The organism is Microbulbifer sp. ABE4_465 (assembly GCF_056160765.1).
Genome location: NZ_JBSWXV010000002.1, coordinates 754,850 through 775,557, shown reverse-complemented (window position 1 = coordinate 775,557; position 20,708 = coordinate 754,850). Strand labels below are relative to the sequence as shown.

General features: G+C 57.3%; 17 protein-coding genes. 7 read left to right on the top strand and 10 right to left on the bottom strand.

The window, feature by feature from the left end; translation table 11 throughout:
• Positions 1 to 55: 55 nt before the first annotated feature.
• Positions 56 to 1,006, top strand: a complete 951-nt coding sequence (locus ACXAG1_RS06800) for a hypothetical protein (protein ID WP_475119308.1) — start codon at positions 56 to 58, stop codon at positions 1,004 to 1,006.
• Positions 1,007 to 1,017: 11 nt separating this feature from the next.
• On the opposite strand, the gene ACXAG1_RS06795 is transcribed toward ACXAG1_RS06800, so the two are convergent.
• Positions 1,018 to 1,704 (bottom strand): fimbrial biogenesis chaperone, encoded by a 687-nt coding sequence (locus ACXAG1_RS06795; RefSeq protein WP_475092107.1) that lies wholly within the window; start codon positions 1,702 to 1,704, stop codon positions 1,018 to 1,020.
• A gap of 746 nt (positions 1,705 to 2,450) precedes the next feature.
• On the opposite strand from ACXAG1_RS06795, the gene ACXAG1_RS06790 reads away from it, so the two are divergent.
• The 5 genes from ACXAG1_RS06790 to ACXAG1_RS06770 all read left to right on the top strand — a co-directional run bounded on the left by ACXAG1_RS06790 (position 2,451) and on the right by ACXAG1_RS06770 (position 6,974).
• Positions 2,451 to 3,143, top strand: coding sequence for a glycerophosphodiester phosphodiesterase family protein (locus ACXAG1_RS06790; RefSeq protein ID WP_475092106.1), 693 nt, complete (start codon positions 2,451 to 2,453; stop codon positions 3,141 to 3,143).
• Positions 3,127 to 4,335: a glycerol-3-phosphate dehydrogenase/oxidase gene (locus ACXAG1_RS06785; protein ID WP_475119307.1), complete on the top strand. Its 1,209-nt coding sequence runs from the start codon at positions 3,127 to 3,129 to the stop codon at positions 4,333 to 4,335. The genes ACXAG1_RS06790 and ACXAG1_RS06785 overlap by 17 nt, the downstream gene beginning before the upstream one ends.
• Before the next feature lie 87 nt (positions 4,336 to 4,422).
• On the top strand, positions 4,423 to 5,481 hold the full coding sequence (gene dusA, locus ACXAG1_RS06780; RefSeq protein ID WP_475119306.1) for a tRNA dihydrouridine(20/20a) synthase DusA: 1,059 nt from the start codon (positions 4,423 to 4,425) through the stop codon (positions 5,479 to 5,481).
• Positions 5,482 to 5,525: 44 nt separating this feature from the next.
• Positions 5,526 to 6,470, top strand: a complete 945-nt coding sequence (tal, locus tag ACXAG1_RS06775; RefSeq protein WP_475119305.1) for a transaldolase — start codon at positions 5,526 to 5,528, stop codon at positions 6,468 to 6,470.
• Positions 6,471 to 6,503: 33 nt separating this feature from the next.
• On the top strand, positions 6,504 to 6,974 hold the full coding sequence (locus ACXAG1_RS06770; RefSeq protein ID WP_475119304.1) for a tellurite resistance TerB family protein: 471 nt from the start codon (positions 6,504 to 6,506) through the stop codon (positions 6,972 to 6,974).
• Here ACXAG1_RS06770 and ACXAG1_RS06765 read toward each other — a convergent pair.
• From ACXAG1_RS06765 to hrpA, 7 genes are all read right to left on the bottom strand, one after another.
• Positions 6,968 to 7,621 (bottom strand): STAS domain-containing protein, encoded by a 654-nt coding sequence (locus ACXAG1_RS06765; RefSeq protein WP_475119303.1) that lies wholly within the window; start codon positions 7,619 to 7,621, stop codon positions 6,968 to 6,970. The two genes, ACXAG1_RS06770 and ACXAG1_RS06765, sit on opposite strands and share 7 nt — an antisense overlap.
• A gap of 287 nt (positions 7,622 to 7,908) precedes the next feature.
• Entirely contained in the window at positions 7,909 to 9,168 is a 1,260-nt protein-coding gene (locus ACXAG1_RS06760) for a PP2C family protein-serine/threonine phosphatase (RefSeq protein ID WP_475119302.1), read from the bottom strand.
• Positions 9,152 to 10,102, bottom strand: coding sequence for an MlaA family lipoprotein (locus tag ACXAG1_RS06755; RefSeq protein ID WP_475092098.1), 951 nt, complete (start codon positions 10,100 to 10,102; stop codon positions 9,152 to 9,154). The genes ACXAG1_RS06760 and ACXAG1_RS06755 overlap by 17 nt, the downstream gene beginning before the upstream one ends.
• A gap of 161 nt (positions 10,103 to 10,263) precedes the next feature.
• Positions 10,264 to 11,106 carry an HvfC family RiPP maturation protein gene (locus ACXAG1_RS06750; protein WP_475119301.1) on the bottom strand — a complete coding sequence of 281 codons (843 nt, stop codon included), beginning with the start codon at positions 11,104 to 11,106 and terminating at the stop codon, positions 10,264 to 10,266.
• Positions 11,096 to 11,980, bottom strand: a complete 885-nt coding sequence (locus ACXAG1_RS06745) for an HvfB family MNIO-type RiPP peptide maturase (RefSeq protein WP_475092096.1) — start codon at positions 11,978 to 11,980, stop codon at positions 11,096 to 11,098. Before ACXAG1_RS06745 ends, ACXAG1_RS06750 begins: the two co-directional genes overlap by 11 nt.
• A 28-nt stretch (positions 11,981 to 12,008) precedes the next feature.
• Complete coding sequence (locus tag ACXAG1_RS06740) at positions 12,009 to 12,329, bottom strand: HvfA family oxazolone/thioamide-modified RiPP metallophore (RefSeq protein ID WP_043318922.1); 321 nt, start codon at positions 12,327 to 12,329, stop codon at positions 12,009 to 12,011.
• Between the two features lie 289 nt (positions 12,330 to 12,618).
• Positions 12,619 to 16,533, bottom strand: coding sequence for an ATP-dependent RNA helicase HrpA (hrpA, locus tag ACXAG1_RS06735; RefSeq protein ID WP_475119300.1), 3,915 nt, complete (start codon positions 16,531 to 16,533; stop codon positions 12,619 to 12,621).
• Between the two features lie 173 nt (positions 16,534 to 16,706).
• Here hrpA and ACXAG1_RS06730 point away from each other — a divergent pair, with 173 nt between their 5' ends.
• Positions 16,707 to 18,188 (top strand): peptide MFS transporter, encoded by a 1,482-nt coding sequence (locus tag ACXAG1_RS06730; protein WP_475119299.1) that lies wholly within the window; start codon positions 16,707 to 16,709, stop codon positions 18,186 to 18,188.
• A 227-nt stretch (positions 18,189 to 18,415) separates the two neighbouring features.
• On the opposite strand, the gene ACXAG1_RS06725 is transcribed toward ACXAG1_RS06730, so the two are convergent.
• Positions 18,416 to 19,597: a vWA domain-containing protein gene (locus ACXAG1_RS06725; protein ID WP_475119298.1), complete on the bottom strand. Its 1,182-nt coding sequence runs from the start codon at positions 19,595 to 19,597 to the stop codon at positions 18,416 to 18,418.
• 170 nt (positions 19,598 to 19,767) lie between these two features.
• Entirely contained in the window at positions 19,768 to 20,613 is an 846-nt protein-coding gene (locus tag ACXAG1_RS06720) for an AAA family ATPase (protein ID WP_475092092.1), read from the bottom strand.
• Positions 20,614 to 20,708: the final 95 nt, after the last annotated feature.

Sequence of the window (20,708 nt, the reverse complement as noted above, 5' to 3'; positions counted from 1 at the left end):
ACTGGCGCAAAGCACTAATCAGGACCCCTGCGGCGATGGCTCTGCGATAATGCCTGTGCCAGAAAAATCTCTGGGTGTGTGCGGGCTTGATGACACCGAGCAGGCCGTTGTATACAACGGCGACCTGTCTATTCCATTTAGTATCCGTAGTTGTTGGGCAGATTGGGAAGGTAACGAGTGGAACGCCGCCTATTGTACGGCCTCTCGAGACTACACCATTGAGATTACCGGCCCGGCTCAAGGGCAAGAGTTCCTGTTTAGTGGACCCGAGGGCGATATCCCAGTCACGTTAAAGTTTCATCACCCGGCGACAACAGCAAAAACGATTACACCTGGCCAGGTAACCAATACCCGCTTTGCCGGTGCTGCTAACGGCCAGCAAACGCCTGTATCGTTATCCTTGACACCGAATACCGCAACTTCCCCGGCACCCGGCTTGTACCGCGCGACTCTGCAATTCTACCTGTACCAGTGCAATCCCTGGGGAGATCCTGACAACCCGTACAACCCGATCATCTGCAAAGGCTCGACGGCATCAGACAATCGCACGGAACTGTCACCGCCACTTTCGGTAGATATTGTTATGGTAGTTGGTGCCAGTATCCGAATCAGCGGGCTTGAAGATATGACGCTGCAAATGCCCAACCCCGTTGCGGACATCACCGCACAGCAAAATTTTTGCGTGTACACCACTGCCGGGACAGACTTCAGACTCTTGGCGGATAGCGCTATCGGGAATGGTCAATTTTTATTGGGCGGTGCGTCCAGTGCAGACACCATTGAATATGAAGTCAAAATTGCCAGTGAGCTCCCCCCGAAAAAGAAGAGCAGGATTCAGGAGGGGGTATACACAAAGAAGGACTGGAAAGGCCACTCATCCATTGACTGCCAGGGCTATAGCGATGAGAACATGCGACTGGAATTAACCATTCCCGCGAGCAATTTGGCTAACCCTCAGGACTATCGATACACAGATATCCTGACCCTGACAGTAGAGATGAATTGATGAGGAAAGTATCAAAGACTCAGCTTGAGTTTTTCTGAATCTTTGCCACTGCGAGCAATAAACTCCAGGTATCCACCACGGGAAAAGTCCCCTTCCAGTGCCAGCTCCGCGCCTCCGTATACTCTCCCTCCCTGATCGATCGCCGCGCACTGACCAGAATCGGGACAATACCGGATACCAGTGACTTCAACATTGATGTTTCCGGTGTTGGCAATAGAAAGTTTACCGTTTCCAGACTTATCCAGCGACAATTTATAACTACCTGACTCAGGCTGAACAAAAATCAGAGCCTGGTAGGCCACCAGAATTTTTAATGCTGTTCGATCCGATTTAATATCACCCACAACAGGTTTGAAGGTCACCCGATAGACTTTTTCACTGTCCAGATTTTGCTCCAGCGACATCAAACGAAAGCGTTTTTGTTCACCCGCTGGAATCACCGCTTTTGACGGGCTCACCAGTAATTTGAAGTCTTTAGGGTCTATTACCCGAATACGTTTTTCATCAGTGCGACCGGGGTTATCCACCCTGTAAATCTCGGTTTGCAGGTAAAGTGTTTCCTGATCCGGGTTTGTCACTACAATATCTTCCCGAGAGTTCGGTTTGTCCTGAAGATATAGAATGATTTTATCCAGTGACATCGCTGCAAAAGCGGGACTTGCGGCAAGTGCCAGAAGAAGAGGCAGGATTTTTTTCATGTTCGTCCGCGATTGGGCCTGTTTACACAATGGCATCATTCTAAGCGGATACGAAGGATAAACAACCACTCTCCGAAGCTGCTGCCAGCCGGTTTTTTAAATCACTCTGCAGCAATGAGTAACCGCCGCACTTCTCCCTTCCGTAGCCGGATAGCCTGATACTCCAGCGGCAAGCATTGATTGATGATGCGCCCCACTTCTCGGCGAGCAGTCAGCATGTAGCGGTTCTGCAAGGCTTTCGGTGCAGACCGGACCACACCCAGTGTCCATACCAGACTGACTCGGGATGCGGGAACGCCTCTCAGACAGACATCATGCCCACCCTGATTTGACATCTCGAGGTCCACTCGAGATGGAATCGTGAGCGTAATCCGTATGGTGCCACTGGCAACTCTGCCAGACTCGATGGCTTCCCCAAAACCTTCCGGTGCGGGCCCCGCTAAGGCTATTCCCAGGAGTATCAGCAGGAATCCTCTCAGCTTCTTCCCACCAGGGCCCAATAACGCTGCCGATAGCCGTGCCAACTGCAATACCTCATAACACAGTGCATACCGATATTTTCAGTCTAGGAGGTGGCCGCGATTGGCGCGCCAATCCTTCTAGTGAATCTCTCGCGGTTCAGGTTTGCGCTCGCGCCAATCCTTTCTTGCAACCCCTCCCACACCAACTATTTTTCAATAAGAGATTTTGCGGTATCTCCCACCCCTTCCACACAATAAGGCCACGCCCGGCGGGAACCCACATCGATGCTTATTGCGCATTTAGGCGACAAAATTCACCACCCGGAAAACACCCTTGCGGCCTTTGAGGCGGCGCATGGTCTCGGCGCCTGTGCAATTGCCACGGAAGTGCAATTCAGCAAGGACCAGACCCCCTGGTGTTGTGCCGGTGACGGGCTGGAGATTCCACAGGCAGCAATTTCTGCCCCACTGCGCAGACTGAAAGACAAGGATCTGCGGACGCTGCCGCTCAGCAACTTTCAGCAACTGGTGGATTGGGCCGGACGTCATCGCCATCTGGAGTGGTTTGTGGAGTTGAGCCCGGAAACCCTGGCGCTGACCTCGGCGGACATTGCCATTCAACGTCTGCTGGATGAAATTCCGGGCTCCACGGACAATTTCGTGCTGCTTACTTCTGATCTGCGCAGCCTGCGCCTGGCCCGAAATATGGGATTCGATCTTGTGGCGCTGCGGGTACCGAATGTAGCCCGCTGCCTTTCTGCGGATGTGGTGACGCTGGCGCCAGACTACCTGTTGATTGACCACGCGGCGGTAGATTGCCAGGAGCTCCCACCGGGACCCTGGCAGTGGGTGGTCCACGAAATCAATACCACCCAGGGCGCCGTGCACTGGCGCCACAGGGGGGCGCACCACATTCTTACCGGCAATCTGCCACTGTTAATGCGCTCGCGAGAGGCAAGCAATGTCTACGGAATATGATGTTCTTGTTGTTGGTGCGGGCATACAGGGCGCCGGCGTAGCCGAGGCACTGACCGCGGCGGGCTACCGGGTTGCGATCCTGGAGCAGGAGGCGGTTGCGCACGGCACCTCGTCGCGCTCATCCAAACTGATCCACGGCGGTCTGCGCTACCTGGAGAGCGGGCAGCTTTCCCTGGTGCGGGAATGCCTGAATGAGCGTCGCTGGCTGCTTTCCCACAAGCCGGACCTGGTGCATATGGTGCCGTTTCTGATTCCGGTGTACCGCCACAGCCGCCGCGCACCCTGGAAAATTCGCCTGGGGCTCAGCCTGTACGCACTGTTGGCAGGCCTGTTTTCCTCACAATCCCGTTTTCGCAAAGTTGATATTCACGACTACGAGGCCCTGTGCGGCCTCAACAGCGACGACCTGATTGCGGTCTACCGCTATTTTGACGCGCAAACCGACGACGCCGCCCTCACCCAGGAAGTCATTCGCACTGCGGTGCGTGGAGGTGCGGAACTGATCTGTCCGGGCAGTCTGGTCGGCGCCGAGGTCACCGACCGGTTTGTGCGCGCAGACTACTTCCACCAGGGACAGTTAAACACCCTGCACTGTCGGGCGCTGGTGAACTGCACTGGTCCGTGGATCGACGATACCAACAGCAAATGCTCTCCGGGGGCGAAATTGCCCCCCCTGGAACTGGTGGCCGGCACTCATATCCAGGTGCCCCTGAAATTGGCCAACAAAATCTTTTATGTGGAAGCGGAAGACGGGCGTGCCGTCTTCGTGATGCCCTGGCAAGGGGAAACACTGGTTGGCACCACCGAGCGCCCCTACCACGGCGATCCATCTGAGGTGGCTCCGACGCTGGAGGAGAAGGCCTATTTGCTGCGGACTCTTAAACAGTATTTCCCAGAGACGCGCCCCCTGCAGTTGAGCGAACTGAGTGACAGTTTTGCCGGCCTGCGGGTATTGCCCCACGCCAACAACAACCCATTTTCGCGCAGCCGCGAGACCATGATCTGTTGCGACAACGACAAACTGCCGCGCATCGTCGCGGTCGCCGGTGGCAAACTCACCAGCTACCGGGCAACAGCGCGCAGCGTGGTGAAAAAGCTCCGGCCACAACTGGAAGCCCGCCGCCCCTGGCCTCAGGCGTCAGCAGCCGCAGAAGAGAGCAACCAGGAAGGTGCGAAAGAGCGCAACCTGTAAGCCATCAGCTTAACCTTGCGCTCGACGCGCAGGGTTGGGTCCGCCCCTGTTATACTGCGGGCAGTTTTTCCGCCTGATTTGCTGTTTATGTCCGACGCCGCACCTGCCAATACTCCGGTTTCCACGCCTGCCGAGAAGCCCGATCCCAGCACCCGCCCCACCTCCGGTAGTGCCGCACCGGTATCCCACCGTTTTTGTACTGCACCGTTGATGGACTGGAGCGACAGACATTGCAGGTATTTCTGGCGCTTGTTCAGCAAGCACGCGCTGCTGTATACGGAAATGGTGACCACCGGTGCGATCCTGTTTGGCGACAAGCAAAGCCATCTGGATTTCAATCTGGAGGAACAGCCCGTAGCACTGCAACTGGGCGGTAGCGATCCCGGTGATCTGGCGCGCTGTACCGAGATTGCCGAGCAATGGGGCTATAGCGAGGTAAATCTGAACTGCGGCTGCCCCAGTGACCGGGTCAAAAAGGGCCGCTTTGGCGCTTGCCTGATGACGGAACCGGATCTGGTGGCGGAATGCCTCGGTGCCATGCGCAGTGCGGCTTCCATTCCGGTGACGGTAAAACACCGCATCGGGATCGACGATATGGAAGATTACCCGGGGTTGACGCGCTTTGTAGAGGCTCAGGCGAAGGCCGGGATCACCACATTTATCGTGCATGCACGCAAGGCCTGGCTGAACGGGCTGAGTCCAAAAGAAAACCGCGAGGTACCACCGCTCAAGTACGAAATGGTGTATCAACTGAAGCGGGACTACCCGGAGCTGGAAATTGTCCTGAACGGCGGCATTAATTCCATTGAAGAGTGTCAGCTGCATCTACAGCAACTCGACGGTGTTATGCTCGGGCGCGCCGCCTATCAGACGCCGGCATTACTGGCGGACGTGGATTCCGCCCTGTTCGGCGGCGAAGCCGGGCCAACTCCGGCACAGGTAGTGCGGCAAATGCTGCCGTATATCGAGCGAGAGATGAGCAAAGGCCAGAGCCTCAAGCATATTACCCGGCATATGATGGGTCTCTTTCAGGGAGTACCCGGTGCACGCCGCTTCCGCCGACACCTGAGTGAGCGCGCACATACTGCGGGGGCAGGGCCGGAAATATTGGAGCAGGCGCTGGCGATGGTCACAGACGCCGCATAATGCCGAAAAGATTATTACTTTTTAGGAAATAAGGAAGTGGGGAAATGAACAAACTGGAACAGCTGAAACAGCGCAGCCTGGTGGTCGCGGATACCGGCGATATCGAGGCGATCCGCCGATACCATCCACAGGATGCGACAACCAACCCTTCCCTGCTCTACAAGGCGGCGCAGCTCCCGCAGTACCAGCAACACTTGAAAGATGCCCTCGCCTGGGCCGAGCAGAGCGGGGAGGATGTCATCGCCATGGCCTCCATGAAGCTGGCGGTCGCCATCGGCAAGGAAATTCTGCAAATCGTGCCCGGTGTGGTTTCAACCGAAGTGGACGCGCGCCTGTCGTTCGATACCCGCGCCAGCGTGGAATATGCGCGCAAGCTGATTGCCCTGTACGAGCAGGATGGTGTCGCCCGCGACCGGGTACTGATCAAGCTCGCATCCACCTGGGAAGGCATCGCCGCCGCTTCGGTACTCGAGCGCGAGGGTATCCACTGTAACCTGACCCTGTTGTTCAGCCAGTGCCAGGCCGTAGCCTGCGCCGAGGCCGGCGTGACTCTGATCTCGCCGTTTGTGGGCCGTATTCTCGACTGGTACAAGGCCAGCACAGGACGCGACGACTACACCTCTGCAGACGATCCCGGCGTGCTCTCTGTCACCAGTATTTACGAATACTACAAATCCCGTGGCTACCCCACCATCGTGATGGGTGCCAGTTTCCGAAATACCGGTGAGATTGAGGCGCTGGCGGGCTGCGACAAGCTCACCATCAGCCCCCAGCTGCTGCAGGAACTGCAAGATGATAAAGGAGAGTTGGCAGCGGGCCTGAAAAGTGACATATCCCCACAACCCAAACCGGCTGCGCCGATGACAGAAGCCGAGTTCCGCTACCAGCTGAACGCGGATGCCATGGCCACGGAAAAACTGGCAGAAGGTATTCGTAATTTTGTGGCGGACCAGCTGAAGCTGGAGCAACTGTTACAAGACGCGCGCTGATACCCATCCAGAGAGAGCAGAAAGAGCCACATTATGCTGCAACACATTCGTAAACTGTTTGATCAGATTGGCCGCGGCGAGAGCGTGGAAGTGCGCCCCGAAAAAGACCTGCGCATGATCAGCGCAGCGCTAATGGCGGAAATCGCAACGGCAGATCAAAAAGTTGACGAGCGTGAGCGCAGTACCCTGCTGCAATTGCTGAAGAGCCATTACCAACTGGACGAAGACACCGCCCGGGCGATGGTGGAACGGGCGCTTACCGAGCGCAACGAAGCCACCTCCCTGTACGAGTTTACCCAGACGGTAAACGATCACTTCAGCGAGCGGGACAAGTACCTGCTGGTGAAGCAGATGTGGCAGGTGGCGTTTGCGGATGGGGAAATCGATGCATTTGAAGAGCATCTGATACGGCGGGTCGCGGAGCTAATCTATCTGCCCCATGGCCTGTTTACCCGCGCTCGCGCAGAAGCGCGGGATAACGATCTACCCGACGGAGATCAGTGATTCACCAGGGATTTGTGACCGTGCCGGGAATGACTGCCTGACGCGTGGTTGTGGGGCGCGCGGCCGTGAGATTGGTGATTCCCAGCTTGGGCATTGCGCCCGGTCTCACGGTCCTCCGGCTCACTTTCAGATATGCGGTTGGAGGTCTCCGACGCTCCACCACCCTGCTCACTTTCCAGAGCGTGCACGAGATCGCGGAATGTGTCCGCGTTTTCCTTGTTCATGCTCATTAACACCCGGTGCGCTTCCAGCACCATTTCACGGGCGCTCTGCTCATCGGGGGTATCACATTTCAGGGGGGTAGGCTCAGCCTGGTAGGCATCGGATTCGCTGGAGAAATCCATCAGATCGTCGAACCCCATGGAGTCCAGCAGGTGCAGAAGACCGCGGTCGTCGCACAGCACCAGCGGCTTACCGCCATCCCGCTCTTCACTGCGGAAGGCGATTTTGGCCATCAGCCCCAGGGTAGTGCTGTCGACACCGTCGGTGTCGTGCATGTCGAACACCACACTGCGAAAATCGCTGTGAGAAAACATCTTGTCGATAAAGCTATCGAAAGATGTACACAGGTTGAGGCGTACATCACCCACCAGTTTGACAACATAAATGCCCTGGTGGTCACCAACCATTATCTGCCCGGACTGCATAGTTGACCTCAATCACACCCTGCCCTGTTCCCGAGCGCGGATGCGAGATGGTTAAATTGCGGCTTGTGACCGCAGCACGCTTCCCTGTGCATACCTTTGCATATCGGCCCTGAACTGGTGCCTTTGTGGTGCACCCGATGGAACGATTGCCCTAAAGTGGGCGGAGCTTACTCCTGCCCGACAGCGCTGACAAGACCACTGTGGTACCGGCGGGTCTTGCGGACAGTATGCAGCAATTTTCGGGCCGACTGGTGACCGGCTGGCCACACTTTCGCCGGGAGAGAGGGTCAGTCTGCCGCCAGATCTTGCCGCAGTGTGAGAATGGTAATGTCGTCGGGAAAGGACTCGGCGGTATCCACCTTGAGCGCGGCACAGAGGCTATCGAGATCGCCCCGACTGCGGTCGATCATTTGCAGCAGTTTTTCTTCTTTTTGCAGCAGGTCACCATCCAGCAATTCAAGCACGCCGTCGGAACAGGTGACCAGCCGCCAGCTGTCGGGCAGCTTGCAGTGGCGCACTTCCCATCCGCCGCGGTGGAACAACCCCAGCGGGCGCCCCTTGCCGGTCAGCCAGTGCGCCCCTTCGCTGGTAACCAGCGCAGGCATCGGCACCTGGCCTGCCACCGCGTAATGCAGCTGCCGCGCGCGGCTGTCCACTACCCCTACAAACATACTGGCGTGTTTATCGAGACTGGTGCCGATCAATTCTGCATTGATCATTTCCAGGATATCGGTGAGATCCTTGTCGATGGTGTTGAGCTGACTGAACAGCGGACGCTCGCGCAATAGATGCATGATGCTGTGTTTGATCAGCGCGGTAACCAGTGCGGAAGAGACACCGTGCCCGGAAACGTCCACCAGATAAAAGCCGACAAAGCGCTCGCCAAACAGCCCGTAGTCAATAAAGTCGCCACTCAGGTAGAGGGACGGTTGCAGGCGATAGGCCGCTTCGATACCAGCCGGATAGTGGTAGGGACTGCGCGGTAACAGGTGCTGCTGCAGCTGGCGGCCAGCTTCGTGGTCGCGCTGCAGGAGTTCGATGTGCTCGTGCAATTCCCGGTTACGATCTTCCAGCTGCTCGCGGTACGCGCGATTTTCCCGCGCCAGGTCCTGGGCCTCGGTCACTCGGGTTACGGCATGGGTGATCACATCTTCGTCGGCGATGGGTTTTAGCAAATAATCACTTGCGCCCAGGCGCAGGGCCTGTACCACATCACTGACTTCGCTATTGGACGCCAGAACCACCACAGGTGTTTCCGGGCACACGCGTTTGACCTTGCGCAGTACTTCCAGCCCCCCCATGTCCGGCAGGTGCAGATCTGTTACCACGAGGTCATGTCTGGTTGGATCAAAACAGCCGATCGCCTCTACCCCGTTTTCTACCAGAGTAACGACGTAGCCAAGCTGTTCCAGTGCTTTTTGGACCTGCGCCCGGGAGGGTTGATCGGACTCGATCAGGAGCAGGCTATGGCGCCCGCTGGTCACTCGATTGGTACCAGCGGAATCATCAGAGATGGCGGTTTGGGTAGCGTCAGAAGTCGTATTCATCCAGATCGCCGCCGAAGTCATCTTCCTGTTCGCCATCGTTGATCAGGAACTCCCGGCGCTGCAGGTACGCATCGCGTATCAGTACGTAGCGGTCGCGATCCCCTTGCACCAACGATTCCGCCTGCAGCAGCCCCGCTCGCGTCTGAACCACATCTACCATTTTGATGGTGTACTCCAGTGAATTCGGGTCCACGTAATAAGTCAGCGGGTTGGTGTACCACATGACTATGTCACCGGGTACATCTCGCACGGTAAACGGCCCGAGAAAGGGGACGACCAGATAGGGCCCAGAGGGTACTCCCCAGACAGCCAGGGTCTGACCAAAATCTTCGCCGTCACTGGGTTCCAGCCCCATATGCTGGGCCACATCAAACAGGCCAGCAACTCCCACGGTGGTGTTGATCAGGAATCGGCCGGTGTCATTACCCGCCTGCTTCCATTTCCACTGCAGCACGTCGTTCAGAACATTATTCAACTCGTGCACATTGGAAAAGAAGTTGGAGATACCGGTCTGCATAAAGATCGGCGTAATTTGGCGATAACTGACAGCCGCAGGCTTGAGAAACCAGCGGTCCGCCGTATCGTTGAGGCGGAAAATAGCGCGGTTGAACCCTTCCCAAGGGTCGCGCTGCTCCGGCTCTTCGGCACTGGCGAATTCATCCGCCGGGTCGAATCCGTATTCATCTTCCAGCGCAGAGCTGGAACCATCGTCCGAGGCACTCGCTCCGGCACTACCGCTGGTGTCCGCTGCAGATTCAGCGAAAGGGTCCGCATCTGTGGCACTGTCCACCGGGGCCGGAGCCGGAGCTTGGGGAGCCGCCGGGGATTCATTGGGAACTTCGGCAAATGGGTCCGACGCATCCTGCGCCAGGGCCAGTGGAGCCGAAAGGAATGTGGCCAATACCAGAGTATTGAGTGTGGTGCGGTCAAGCAAGTCCCTGCTCCTCGCAAATAGGTGACGTTTCTTCAAACCAGAATCTTTTGTGTACGTTTGGACGATATTAACACTGGCCGTATTGCCAGCATAGCAGCTGGCGGTTTTGGCCAATGGAATTGAGAGAGGAAACACTCTCTATGGGTTCGGCGCCGAAAAAATCAATGGGGGTCGAGGGAGCGGAAGCCGGCGATAATATCCAGCTGGTGCATTTTCTGCAGAAGATCTGCGCCAAAACCCAGTAATTGCAGGGGTTCCGGATGCTGCATATCCTGCGCCAACTGCAGAATCAGATCCCGGGCGCTGATCAGATTTTTTTCCTGCGCCTGCTCCATCAACTGCAGCAGATGAAGGGTTGCGGGGTTGGCTTCCATAAAGCGCACATCATCATCGCGGTTGCGGTACACCACCAGGCAGGTGATTTCCGTCGCGGGCTCCGCAGGCTGAAAGGCCGGGCCTATCTCGTGTACCGGGTATTGATAACTGAGGCTCCACGCCAGGGGCGAGACCACCGGGGCCTTGTCCAGCGCGGCTTCCGCCGAGTCGAATCCGCTCAGCCCGCTCGGGAATTCTTCCGGGCTCACATCGAGCGCAAGCTCCACCCACTCGTAGTGCGCCAACTCCAGTATAAAAGGCGGGTCCTGCTCGTTGCTCGGGTTGTTGTTACTGTTGGTACGCTCATTTTGCAGGTATTGCAGGAACTCTTCGCTGATCTGTAAAAAGTACGGACTGTGGGAGCAGTGGTGCTGCACAAAGTCACGCACCATGGCGTGCCAATGATCGTCGGCGATAATACTCCGAAGTACAGGAAATCCACCGGAAATAAACGATTCGATATTGTTGTAAATCAGATCGCGATAAATACCCATGCGACGATCTTCAATTCCGGCAGGCGCCGCCACTTGCTCCGGTGCCCGCAAGTGAGCGGCAAAATACTGTTGCATTAACTGGAAGCCGGCTGCTTGCTTCTGCCCGGGCTTCTCGTCCACGGAATCATCGCGCATTGAGCAACTCCCGTGAATTCCCCGATATCTGGGGGCTTTCGATACCGCCAATCGCCGCAGCCTGGTACTGGCGTACACGCTCCACCTCAAGACAAAGCTCTGGCAACGGCGGAATGTTAAAGTCCCGTTCCAGTAGCGTCGGTATCGGGCCAAAGGCGGCGTAGGCTTTCTGCAGAAGATCCCAAACCGGGTCGATTACCGGCGCGCCATGGGTATCCACCTTGAGGTCGTCCGCTTCATCATAATGGCCCGCCACATGCACATAGCGAATCCTTTCCGCGGGCAGACCCAGCAAAAACTCTTCCGCGTCGTAGCGGTGGTTTATGGCGTTGACGTAAATATTATTGACATCAAGCAGCAGGTCGCAGTCCGCCTCCTGCAGCACGGCGTTGATAAATGCCAGTTCGCTCATTTCCTGGCCGGGCGCCGCGTAATAGGAAACATTTTCCATCGCGATGCGCTGCTCAAGTATGTCCTGTACACGGCGAATCCGCTCCGCCACATAGCGAACCGCTTCTTCGGTAAACGGGATGGGTAATAAATCGTACAGGTGCCCGTGGTCAGAACAGTAACTCAGGTGTTCACTGTAACAGCGAATATTGTAGGTACGGATAAATGCCTTGATGGAACGTACCAGGGCCTCATCCAGCGGCGCGGGCGCGCCGATGGATAAGGAAAGACCATGGGTTACGAACGGAAAACGCTCGGTGACTTCCCGGAACCAGCGGCCGTAGCGGCCGCCGACGCCAATCCAGTTCTCCGGTGCCACTTCGAGAAAGTCCAACGCTTCCGGATCCAGCGTCTCGCCCATCATCGAGCGCCGCAGCCCAAGGCCAGCGCCCTGAACCGGGTATTGCCGTTGCTTGTCACTCATGATCTTAGTGGGAAATGTGCGGGCTTAATCAGCCGCCGCACTTACCTTCGCCACATTTACCCTCTTTCTTTTTACCTTCACCACACTTGCCTTCGCCGCATTTACCTTCTTTCTTTTTGCCTTCGCCACACTTGCCTTCGCCGCACTTACCTTCTTTCTTTTTCCCCTCACCACATTTGCCTTCACCGCACTTACCTTCCTGCGGTTTGTCCTGAGCCATTTTCAGGTTGTAACCGGCAGAAAGCTCGGTAGCGGTGAACGGGTTGGCCGCAGTAGAAGTACTGAGGGTGGCGGAAGCGATAAAGGCAGCACCAACGGCAGCTGCGATCGGCAGGTTCTTCTTGTTCATGATGGATCTCCAGTTGGATATCAAAAGTAAAGGCTCTTTTCGCTTACGGCGCGTACACCGCCGCTCCCGGATTATAGTGACTCGAGAGCGCAATGCCGTGCCTGTCAGACCAGTAGTTCAACTTTCGGGTTCAATGCCAATAGCCGACAACCCCCGAAACTGTGAACCAGGCCCACCGCTCGAAACTGTGCGGCTGAGGACTAGTCGCACCGTTCCGGCAGTTCTTACACAAAAAACCGATTTTTCGATACAGCGCTGTCAGAAGTGTGCTGCACTTCTCGCAACGCCCCTACTTCTGGATCTCGGACCAGGATTTACGCAGGCGTTTAATGGATACCGGCATCAGTGTTTTGAGGGTCTGCGCAAACAGGGAGACGCGAAATTCTTCCAGTAGCCAGCGGTATTGCAGCAAATCCGCATTTCCGGACATCTGCAGTGGGTCCCGCTTGCTGGCGTAGGCCTGATAGGGCTCGTCCGCCTCCTGGAATTCCGCGCTGAGTTTGCGATCCCGGTTCGGATCCAGTGTCGCCTTTTCCAGACGCAACTCAATGCCCTTCAGGTAGCGCCCGTACTGACGCAGCCACTCCAATGGTGTGTGAAACAGGAAGCCGCGATAAAACAGGCCGCCGATCTGCTGATTGACATCCCCCACCGCCATGGCAACGGCGAGGTTCTTCTGCTGTTTGATTTTTTTGCGCAGCGGCACCAGCTGGGCCAGCGCCTTGACCAGCAGATCGCCGAACTCCTGAGCTACGGCGATCAACTGCTCGCGGTTTTCCAGTGCGGCGAGGAAGTCCTGTTCGCTGCGCGGCCAGTTTTCATCGTGCCAGAAGCATTCGCGCACCGCGGCCATCAGGATATCGTCCGCCACTTCTTCGCGGCGGCCGAGATCCACGGCGCTCAGCCCCAGCTCTTTGCCTTTCAGCAATTCCTTGCGCAGATATTTCACTGGCTCCGGTAGATGCAGTAACGCCAGGCGGCAGATGCCCGCGCGGGTATAGCTGGCCGCTTCATCCGGGTTATCCAGCAGCTTGAGATCGACGCTGTCTTTGTTGGCGATCAGTGCGGGGTAAGCGCGCACCTTGAGGCCGCCCTGATCCAGCTGGTGGGTATGCGGCAGGTCACCGAAATCCCAACTGGTGATTCCCTCGCGCTCGAAGTTATCACCGGCACTGGCAAGCTCCTGCTGTACCCGGTCACGATAGCGGGCCTGTAACTCCGGCAGATCTCTGGCCTGGTCCAGTAGGCGGCCGTTTTCGTCCAGCACCTGGATATTGAAACGGAAGAAGTCTTCCACGCCCTGCTCTGCAGTAATCCAGGCGGCCTCCGGAAGGTCCTGTGCAGTCTGGCGTTTCAGCTCGTGGGCCAGCGCCTGCCACAGGGGCGTATTGTCCGGCTGCATGCGCGGCAACGCTTTATCCACGGCCGCAGGTACCGGCACAAAGTATTTGCGGTATTGCTTGGGCAGGTTCTTCACCAGCGCGATGCATTTGTCGCGCAGGATACCCGGCACCAGCCACTGCAGGCGCGCGGCAGGCACCTGATGCAGCGCGCCGACCGGCACCTGAATACTGACACCGTCTTCCGCACTGCCCGGCTCAAAGTGATAGCTGAGCGGGTACTCGATGCCGCCACTGGAGAGGGAATCCGGGAACTGGGCTTCGCCCACGTGGCCGGCGTCCTGCTGCATCATCCACTCACGGGGGATAAACAGCAGCTTGGGATCTTTCTGCTCCGCCTGCTTGCGCCACTTTTCAAAGCCCGCCAGATTGACGATATCTTCGGGAACCCGCTCATCGAAGAAGCGGTACACCACCTCGTCGTCCACCACGATATCCCGGCGGCGAGATTTCGCTTCCAGATCTTCCAGTTCTTCCAGCAGGTTTTTGTAATGCTGGAAAAACTTTCCTTTGCCGCGGTAGCGCTGTTCCACCAGCGCCTCGCGGATAAAGACTTCCCGCGCGGTGACCGGGTCGAGTTTGCCGAAGTGGATGCGCTGCTTGTCCACCAGCACCAGGCCGTACAAGGTGACCTTTTCGAACGCCATCACCGCGCCGGAGCGCGGGTTGTAGTGAGGCTCAAAATAATTGCGTTTGACCAGGTGCTCGGAGCAGCCCAGTACCCAGTCCGGCTCGATCTTGCCTACGGTGTGAGCAAACAGGCGGCTGGTTTCCAGTAGCTGTGCCGCCACCAGCCAGCGCGGCGGCTTTTTAAATTGACCGGAACCCGGAAATACATGGAAGCGGCGGTTGCGACAGCCGAGGAACTCTTTGTTCTCATCGCGCACACCAATATTGCCCAGCAGCCCGGGCAGTATGGCCTTGTGCACACTGGCGTAGTCCGCGGGCTCCGGATTCATTTTCAGTTCGAGATCGCGAATCGCGACGCGCAGCTGGTGGTGGATATCTCGCCACTCTCTCAGACGCAGCCAGGACAGGTAGTTCTTCTGGCACCACTTGCGCAGCTGGTTCTGGCTCAGCTCCTGGCGCTGGGCTTCAAAGCCGTCCCACAGGTTTACCAGAGTGAGGAAATCCGACTGCTCGTGCTGCCACTGCTTGTGCTTTTCATCGGACGCCTGGCGTTTTTCCGCCGGGCGCTCGCGCGGGTCCTGTACCGCCAGCGCACTGACAATAATCAACAGTTCCCGCAGCGCTTTGGTGGGCCCCGATTCCAGCAGCATGCGGCCGAGGCGCGGGTCCAGCGGCAGGCGCGACAGGGCGCGGCCGGTCTTGGTGACATGGCCCTTGCCATCCACCGCCTTCAGCTCCTGCAGCAGGCTGTAACCGTCGTTGATCAGGCGCTGGTCCGGCGGATCGACAAAGGGAAAATCGCGGATATCGCCGATGCGCAATTGCAGCATTTGCAGAATTACTGCCGCCAGGTTGGTGCGCAGGATTTCCGCATCGGTAAATTCCGGGCGCTGAATAAAATCCGATTCCTCATACAGGCGAATACACACACCGGCGCTGACCCGGCCACAGCGGCCCGCGCGCTGGTTGGCGCTGGCCTGGGAAATCGCTTCAACCGGCAGCCGCTGGATTTTGCTGCGGTAGCTGTAGCGGCTGATCCGTGCGGTACCGGGGTCGATCACATAGCGGATGCCCGGCACGGTAATGGAGGTTTCCGCCACATTGGTGGCCAGTACGATCCGGCGGCCTTTGTGGGGTGCAAACACTTTGGTCTGTTCGGCCAGGCTCAATCGTGCGTACAGCGGCAGCACTTCGATATGTGGCAACTGCGCATCCCGCAGCGCCTTGGCGCACTCGCGGATTTCCCGCTCGCCACTCATAAATACCAGAATGTCACCGCCGCGGCGGGGAGAGGATTTTTCCTCGTGTAACAAATCTTCGACGGCACCAATCACCTGCTCGTTCAGGTCCGCATCGCTGTCTGCCGGCGGGCGGTAGTGAATATCCACCGGGTAGGTACGGCCGGAGACCTCGATGATCGGTGCATCGTCGAAGTGTTTGGAAAACTTCTCCAGATCGATGGTGGCGGAGGTGATGACCAGTTTGAGATCCGGGCGCCTGGGCAGCAGGGTTTTCAGGTAGCCCAGCAGGAAGTCGATATTGAGACTGCGTTCGTGGGCCTCATCGATAATCAGGGTGTCGTAGCTGTTGAGCAGCGGGTCCCGCTGGATTTCCGCCAGCAGGATACCGTCGGTCATCAGCTTGATATGGGTGTGTTCGGTGCTCTGGTCGGTAAAACGCACCTGGTAGCCCACCGAGTCACCGAGTGGCTGCCCCAGCTCCTCTGCAATGCGGTTGGCCACCGTGCGCGCGGCGATCCGCCGCGGCTGGGTATGGCCGATCTGGCCGAAGATACCGCGCCCCAGTTCCAGACAGACTTTCGGCAACTGGGTGGTCTTGCCCGAGCCGGTCTCGCCGGCCACCACCACCACCTGATGCTTGGCGATCAGTTCGGCAATCTCTTCCCGCCGCGCCACCACCGGCAGGCCTTCCGGCCACTCCACCTTGGGCAGTTTCTGCTTGCGCGCCTCGGCCAACGCCACAGACTTCGCAATCTGCCCCTGTACCTGCGCCAGCATCCGGTCCGCCGGCTTGCCCTCTTTCAGGCGCCGGCGGGCATTGCTCAGGCTGCGCTTCAGGCCATAGCGATCCCGCCCCATGCACTGGGGAAGTAACTGCTCACACTGCTGGAGAGTGGCTTTGGGATCGGCGCTGCTGGGAGATTCGGGACTCATGAAACCGCTTTATTTGAGTGACTGGAGGTTCGAGCTCGCTGTTCGAGGCCGGGAATTATACCCGCTGTGGACCGGCAAGACCTGTCCCTAAACTTGCCTCCGATGCGCCCCGTCTATACTCAGGGCAGTGGCGCCTGTTACAACCCCGCGCCCTGCGTTTTCCAGGAGTCTCCATGCAAGACCTCAAGCCAAAGCCCCCAGCCTCTGCCGGGGAGATGATGGGACACCCGAAAGGATTGTTCCTGCTGTTCGGCACCGAGATGTGGGAGCGCCTCAGCTACTACGGCATGCGCGGTATCTTTGTGTTCTACCTGACCTCCGCCGCGGCTGCGGCGGCGTTTGGCTGGGAAGCGCTGTCTGACACCGAATTGCAGTCCAAGGCGCTGAGTTATCTCGGCACCTACGCCATGCTGGTGTACCTGACTCCGATCCTCGGCGGCTGGATGGCGGACAACGTGTGGGGACAGCGGCGCTGCATCATGTTCGGCGGCGTACTGATGATGCTGGGGCAATTTGCCCTGGGCTTCCCACACAAGTGGATGCCCGATGGTACGCAGATCTACGGTCTGTGGATTGGCCTGGCGTTGATGATTATCGGTAACGGCTTCTTCAAGCCGAATATCTCCACCATGGTGGGGGACCTTTACGACGAGGGCGACAAGCGCCGGGATACCGCATTTACCATTTTCTATATGGGGATCAACCTGGGTTCGATTCTCGGCTATCTGGTGATCGGCTGGATCGGCGAGAAGGTGGATTACCAGCTGGCGTTTGTGGTGGCGGGTCTGGGAATGCTGCTGGGCCTGATTCTGCAGGCGACCCAGTCGAACAAACTGCTGGGGGAAATCGGCAACCAACCATCGGCAAAGCTGGGCCTGAAGCCGAACCTCAGTGGTGAGGAGAAAAAGCGCCCCCTGACCGTGGAAGAGCGCGATCGCATCAAGGTGATTCTGATCCTCGGTCTGTTTACGGTGATCTTCTGGGCCGGGTTTGAGCAGGCGGCGGGCTCGATGAACCTGTTTGCCAAGTACAACACCGACCTGCACATTTTCGGCTTCGAGATTCCGGCCAGCTGGCTGCAGATGGTGAACCCGCTGTTCATTATCATCCTCGCGCCTATTGTGGCGAGTATCTGGGTTGGGCTCGGCTCGCGGGAGCCGACGTCGCCGGCCAAATTCAGCCTCGGTCTGATTTTTCTGGGTCTGGGCTTCCTTTCCATGGTCGGTGCGGCGATGCAGATTGGCGATTCCGAGACCGCCAAGGCAAGCCCCTGGTGGCTGGTGGTGGCGTATATTTTCCACACCATTGGTGAGTTGTGCCTGTCACCCATCGGGCTGTCGATGGTGACCAAGCTTGCGCCCTTGCGTTATTTGAGTGTGATGATGGGCTTGTGGTTTGCGTTTATCGGTATCGCCAACAAGGGTGCGGCGGAGATTGGTAAGTTGGTAGGCGAATCAGGGCCGCTGGCGACCTTTGGTGGTGTGGCGGCAGCGGCGATTATTGCCGGGCTGATATTGTTCTTTATCCGCGAGAAGCTGGTGGACTGGATGCATGGTGCGGAGGAAGAACACACGGTGGTGAAAGACACTACCAAAGAAGAGATTGGCATCACCGCGGATCACGATATGGCGCCTCAGAAAAAATTTGGGGAGTAATTTTCAAAGCCCTGTCGTCATTCCGGACTTGACCCGGAATCCAGCACTACGTAGTACTGGATGCCGGATCAAGTCCAGCATGACGGAGCGCTACTTACTGGTCAGCTCGCAGGGTGGATAAACGACTAGCGTCATTCCGGCGCATGCCGGAATCCAGCGCTACGTAGTGCTGGATGCCGGATCAAGTCCGGCATGACGGGGATCAAATTATTGCCCGGTCCCAGTATTCAACGCCCTTTCACCAAGTAGGCAATCGCCCTATCCAGCCCTTCGATGGTCATGGGGTACATATGTCCATTGACCAGTTTCTGGGTCATTCCGGTACTGGCGGTATATTGCCAGTACTCTTCGGAGGAAGGATTTAGCCAGACGAGTTTCTCGTAGGTATTGGTGACCCGCTGCATCCAGGCCGCACCGGGCTCTTCGTTCATATGTTCGACACTGCCAAAGCGGCTGGTGATTTCGTAGGGAGCCATGGCGGCGTCGCCGACGAAGATTACCTTGTAGTCTTTGCCGTAGGTGCGCAGCACGTCAACGAGGGGCGTTGCTTCGGAGTAGCGGCGGTGGTTGTCTTTCCACACGTGTTCGTAGATGAAATTGTGGAAATAGAAATATTCCAGGTGCTTGAACTCACTGCGGCACGCGGAGAAGAGTTCTTCGCACTGTTTGACGTAGGGATCCATGGAGCCACCCACGTCAAAAAAGATCAGTACTTTTACCGCATTGTGCCGCTCCGGCACCATCTTGATATCCAGTAGTCCGGCATTGCGGGCGGTGGAGCGGATGGTATCGTTCAGGTCCAGCTCTTCGGCAGCGCCGGTGCGGGCGAATTTGCGCAGTTTGCGCAGGGCCACCTGAATATTGCGGGTGCCGAGGCTGATGCTGTCATCGAGGTTGCGGTACTGGCGCTTTTCCCAGACTTTGGAGGCAGACTTGTTGCGGCTCTGGCCACCGACACGAATGCCACCCGGGTGATAGCCGCTGTTGCCAAACGGACTGGTGCCACCGGTACCGATCCATTTATTGCCGCCACTGTGCTTTTTCTTCTGTTCCTCGAGACGCTTCTTAAACTCCTCCAGCATCTTTTCCAGTCCACCCATGGACTCGATCTTTGCCTTCTCTTCCTCGCTCAGCTGCTTCATAAACTCCGCACGCAGCCAGTCTTCCGGAATCATCTGCTCCAGAATATCGTCGAGGGTTTCCAGGTCTTTGAAATAGGCAGCGAAGGCGCGGTCGAATTTGTCGAAGTGTTTTTCGTCCTTCACCAGACAGGTACGGGCGAGGAAATAGAACTCGTCCAGATTGGCGTAAACCAGGCGTTGTTGCAGGGCTTCCAGCAACGAGAGGAGTTCGGTAATGGATACCGGGAGCTGGTAGCGGCGAAGGTTTAGGAAAAATCCGATCAGCATAATAATCGCACGACGAAGTGAATTGTTTCGGGCGAAGGTGGTGCTGGCGGGTGGAGGTTTGCGAAACCTTCCGCGAGAGGGACCTCGTGGAAGAGCCCCCATGGATGGGTTCACGGCGTGTTTCGCAAACCTCCACCCGCCAGCACCGCCGCCACCTCACTCAGTTCTAATCAGCGCCCTTCCCGACGAGCCATAAAGGCAAGGCGCTCAAGCATATGCACATCCTGCTCGTTCTTCAGCAGCGCACCGTAGAGGGGCGGAATCGCAGTGGACCCATCGCGGTTTTTCAGTACGTCTTCGGAGATATCGTCCGCCATCAACAGCTTCAGCCAATCGATCAGCTCCGATGTGGACGGCTTTTTCTTCAGCCCCGGGACTTCGCGGATCTGGAAGAACACATCCATCGCCTCGGCCACCAGCTGCTGCTTGATGTCCGGGTAGTGCACATCCACGATTTTCTGCATCGTCGCGCGGTCCGGGAAACTGATGTAGTGGAAAAAACAGCGGCGCAAAAACGCATCCGGCAGCTCTTTCTCATTGTTCGACGTAATGATCACAATCGGACGATGCTTGGCAGTAATGGTCTCGCCAGTTTCGTACACAAAAAATTGCATACGATCGATTTCCACCAGCAAATCATTGGGAAATTCGATATCCGCCTTATCGATCTCATCAATCAGCAGCACCACCCGCTCGTCGGCCGCAAAGGCCTCCCACAGCTTGCCCTTCTTGATGTAATTGCCGATATCGTGCACCCGGTCCACCCCCAACTGGGAATCCCGCAGGCGCGATACCGCATCGTACTCGTACAGGCCCTGCTGGGCCTTGGTAGTGGACTTGATATGCCACTGGATCAGTTTCAGCCCCAGGCTGCTCGCCACCTCTTCCGCCAGCAGAGTCTTACCGGTGCCCGGCTCCCCCTTGATCAACAGCGGGCGCTGCAGAGTGACAGCGGCATCTACCGCCATCTGCAAGTCATCTGTGGCTACATAACTGTCGGTACCGGTGAATTTCATGGACGCTCCGAATGCCTGAGAATCGAAAACATCCATGGTAAAGGAAGCCCACAAGTGGGCCAAAGGCGGAATCGGTCAGATTGGATGACGGCAGC

Bases quoted from the DNA above. Each gene is read 5' to 3' on its own strand.
- ACXAG1_RS06795 (WP_475092107.1), bottom strand. From the start codon at position 1,704: ATGAAAAAAATCCTGCCTCTTCTTCTGGCACTTGCCGCAAGTCCCGCT.
- ACXAG1_RS06790 (WP_475092106.1), top strand. From the start codon at position 2,451: ATGCTTATTGCGCATTTAGGCGACAAAATTCACCACCCGGAAAACACC.
- ACXAG1_RS06785 (WP_475119307.1), top strand. From the start codon at position 3,127: ATGTCTACGGAATATGATGTTCTTGTTGTTGGTGCGGGCATACAGGGC.
- dusA (WP_475119306.1), top strand. From the start codon at position 4,423: ATGTCCGACGCCGCACCTGCCAATACTCCGGTTTCCACGCCTGCCGAG.
- tal (WP_475119305.1), top strand. From the start codon at position 5,526: ATGAACAAACTGGAACAGCTGAAACAGCGCAGCCTGGTGGTCGCGGAT.
- ACXAG1_RS06770 (WP_475119304.1), top strand. From the start codon at position 6,504: ATGCTGCAACACATTCGTAAACTGTTTGATCAGATTGGCCGCGGCGAG.
- ACXAG1_RS06765 (WP_475119303.1), bottom strand. From the start codon at position 7,621: ATGCAGTCCGGGCAGATAATGGTTGGTGACCACCAGGGCATTTATGTT.
- ACXAG1_RS06760 (WP_475119302.1), bottom strand. From the start codon at position 9,168: ATGAATACGACTTCTGACGCTACCCAAACCGCCATCTCTGATGATTCC.
- ACXAG1_RS06750 (WP_475119301.1), bottom strand. From the start codon at position 11,106: ATGCGCGATGATTCCGTGGACGAGAAGCCCGGGCAGAAGCAAGCAGCC.
- ACXAG1_RS06745 (WP_475092096.1), bottom strand. From the start codon at position 11,980: ATGAGTGACAAGCAACGGCAATACCCGGTTCAGGGCGCTGGCCTTGGG.
- ACXAG1_RS06740 (WP_043318922.1), bottom strand. From the start codon at position 12,329: ATGAACAAGAAGAACCTGCCGATCGCAGCTGCCGTTGGTGCTGCCTTT.
- hrpA (WP_475119300.1), bottom strand. From the start codon at position 16,533: ATGAGTCCCGAATCTCCCAGCAGCGCCGATCCCAAAGCCACTCTCCAG.
- ACXAG1_RS06730 (WP_475119299.1), top strand. From the start codon at position 16,707: ATGCAAGACCTCAAGCCAAAGCCCCCAGCCTCTGCCGGGGAGATGATG.
- ACXAG1_RS06725 (WP_475119298.1), bottom strand. From the start codon at position 19,597: ATGCTGATCGGATTTTTCCTAAACCTTCGCCGCTACCAGCTCCCGGTA.
- ACXAG1_RS06720 (WP_475092092.1), bottom strand. From the start codon at position 20,613: ATGAAATTCACCGGTACCGACAGTTATGTAGCCACAGATGACTTGCAG.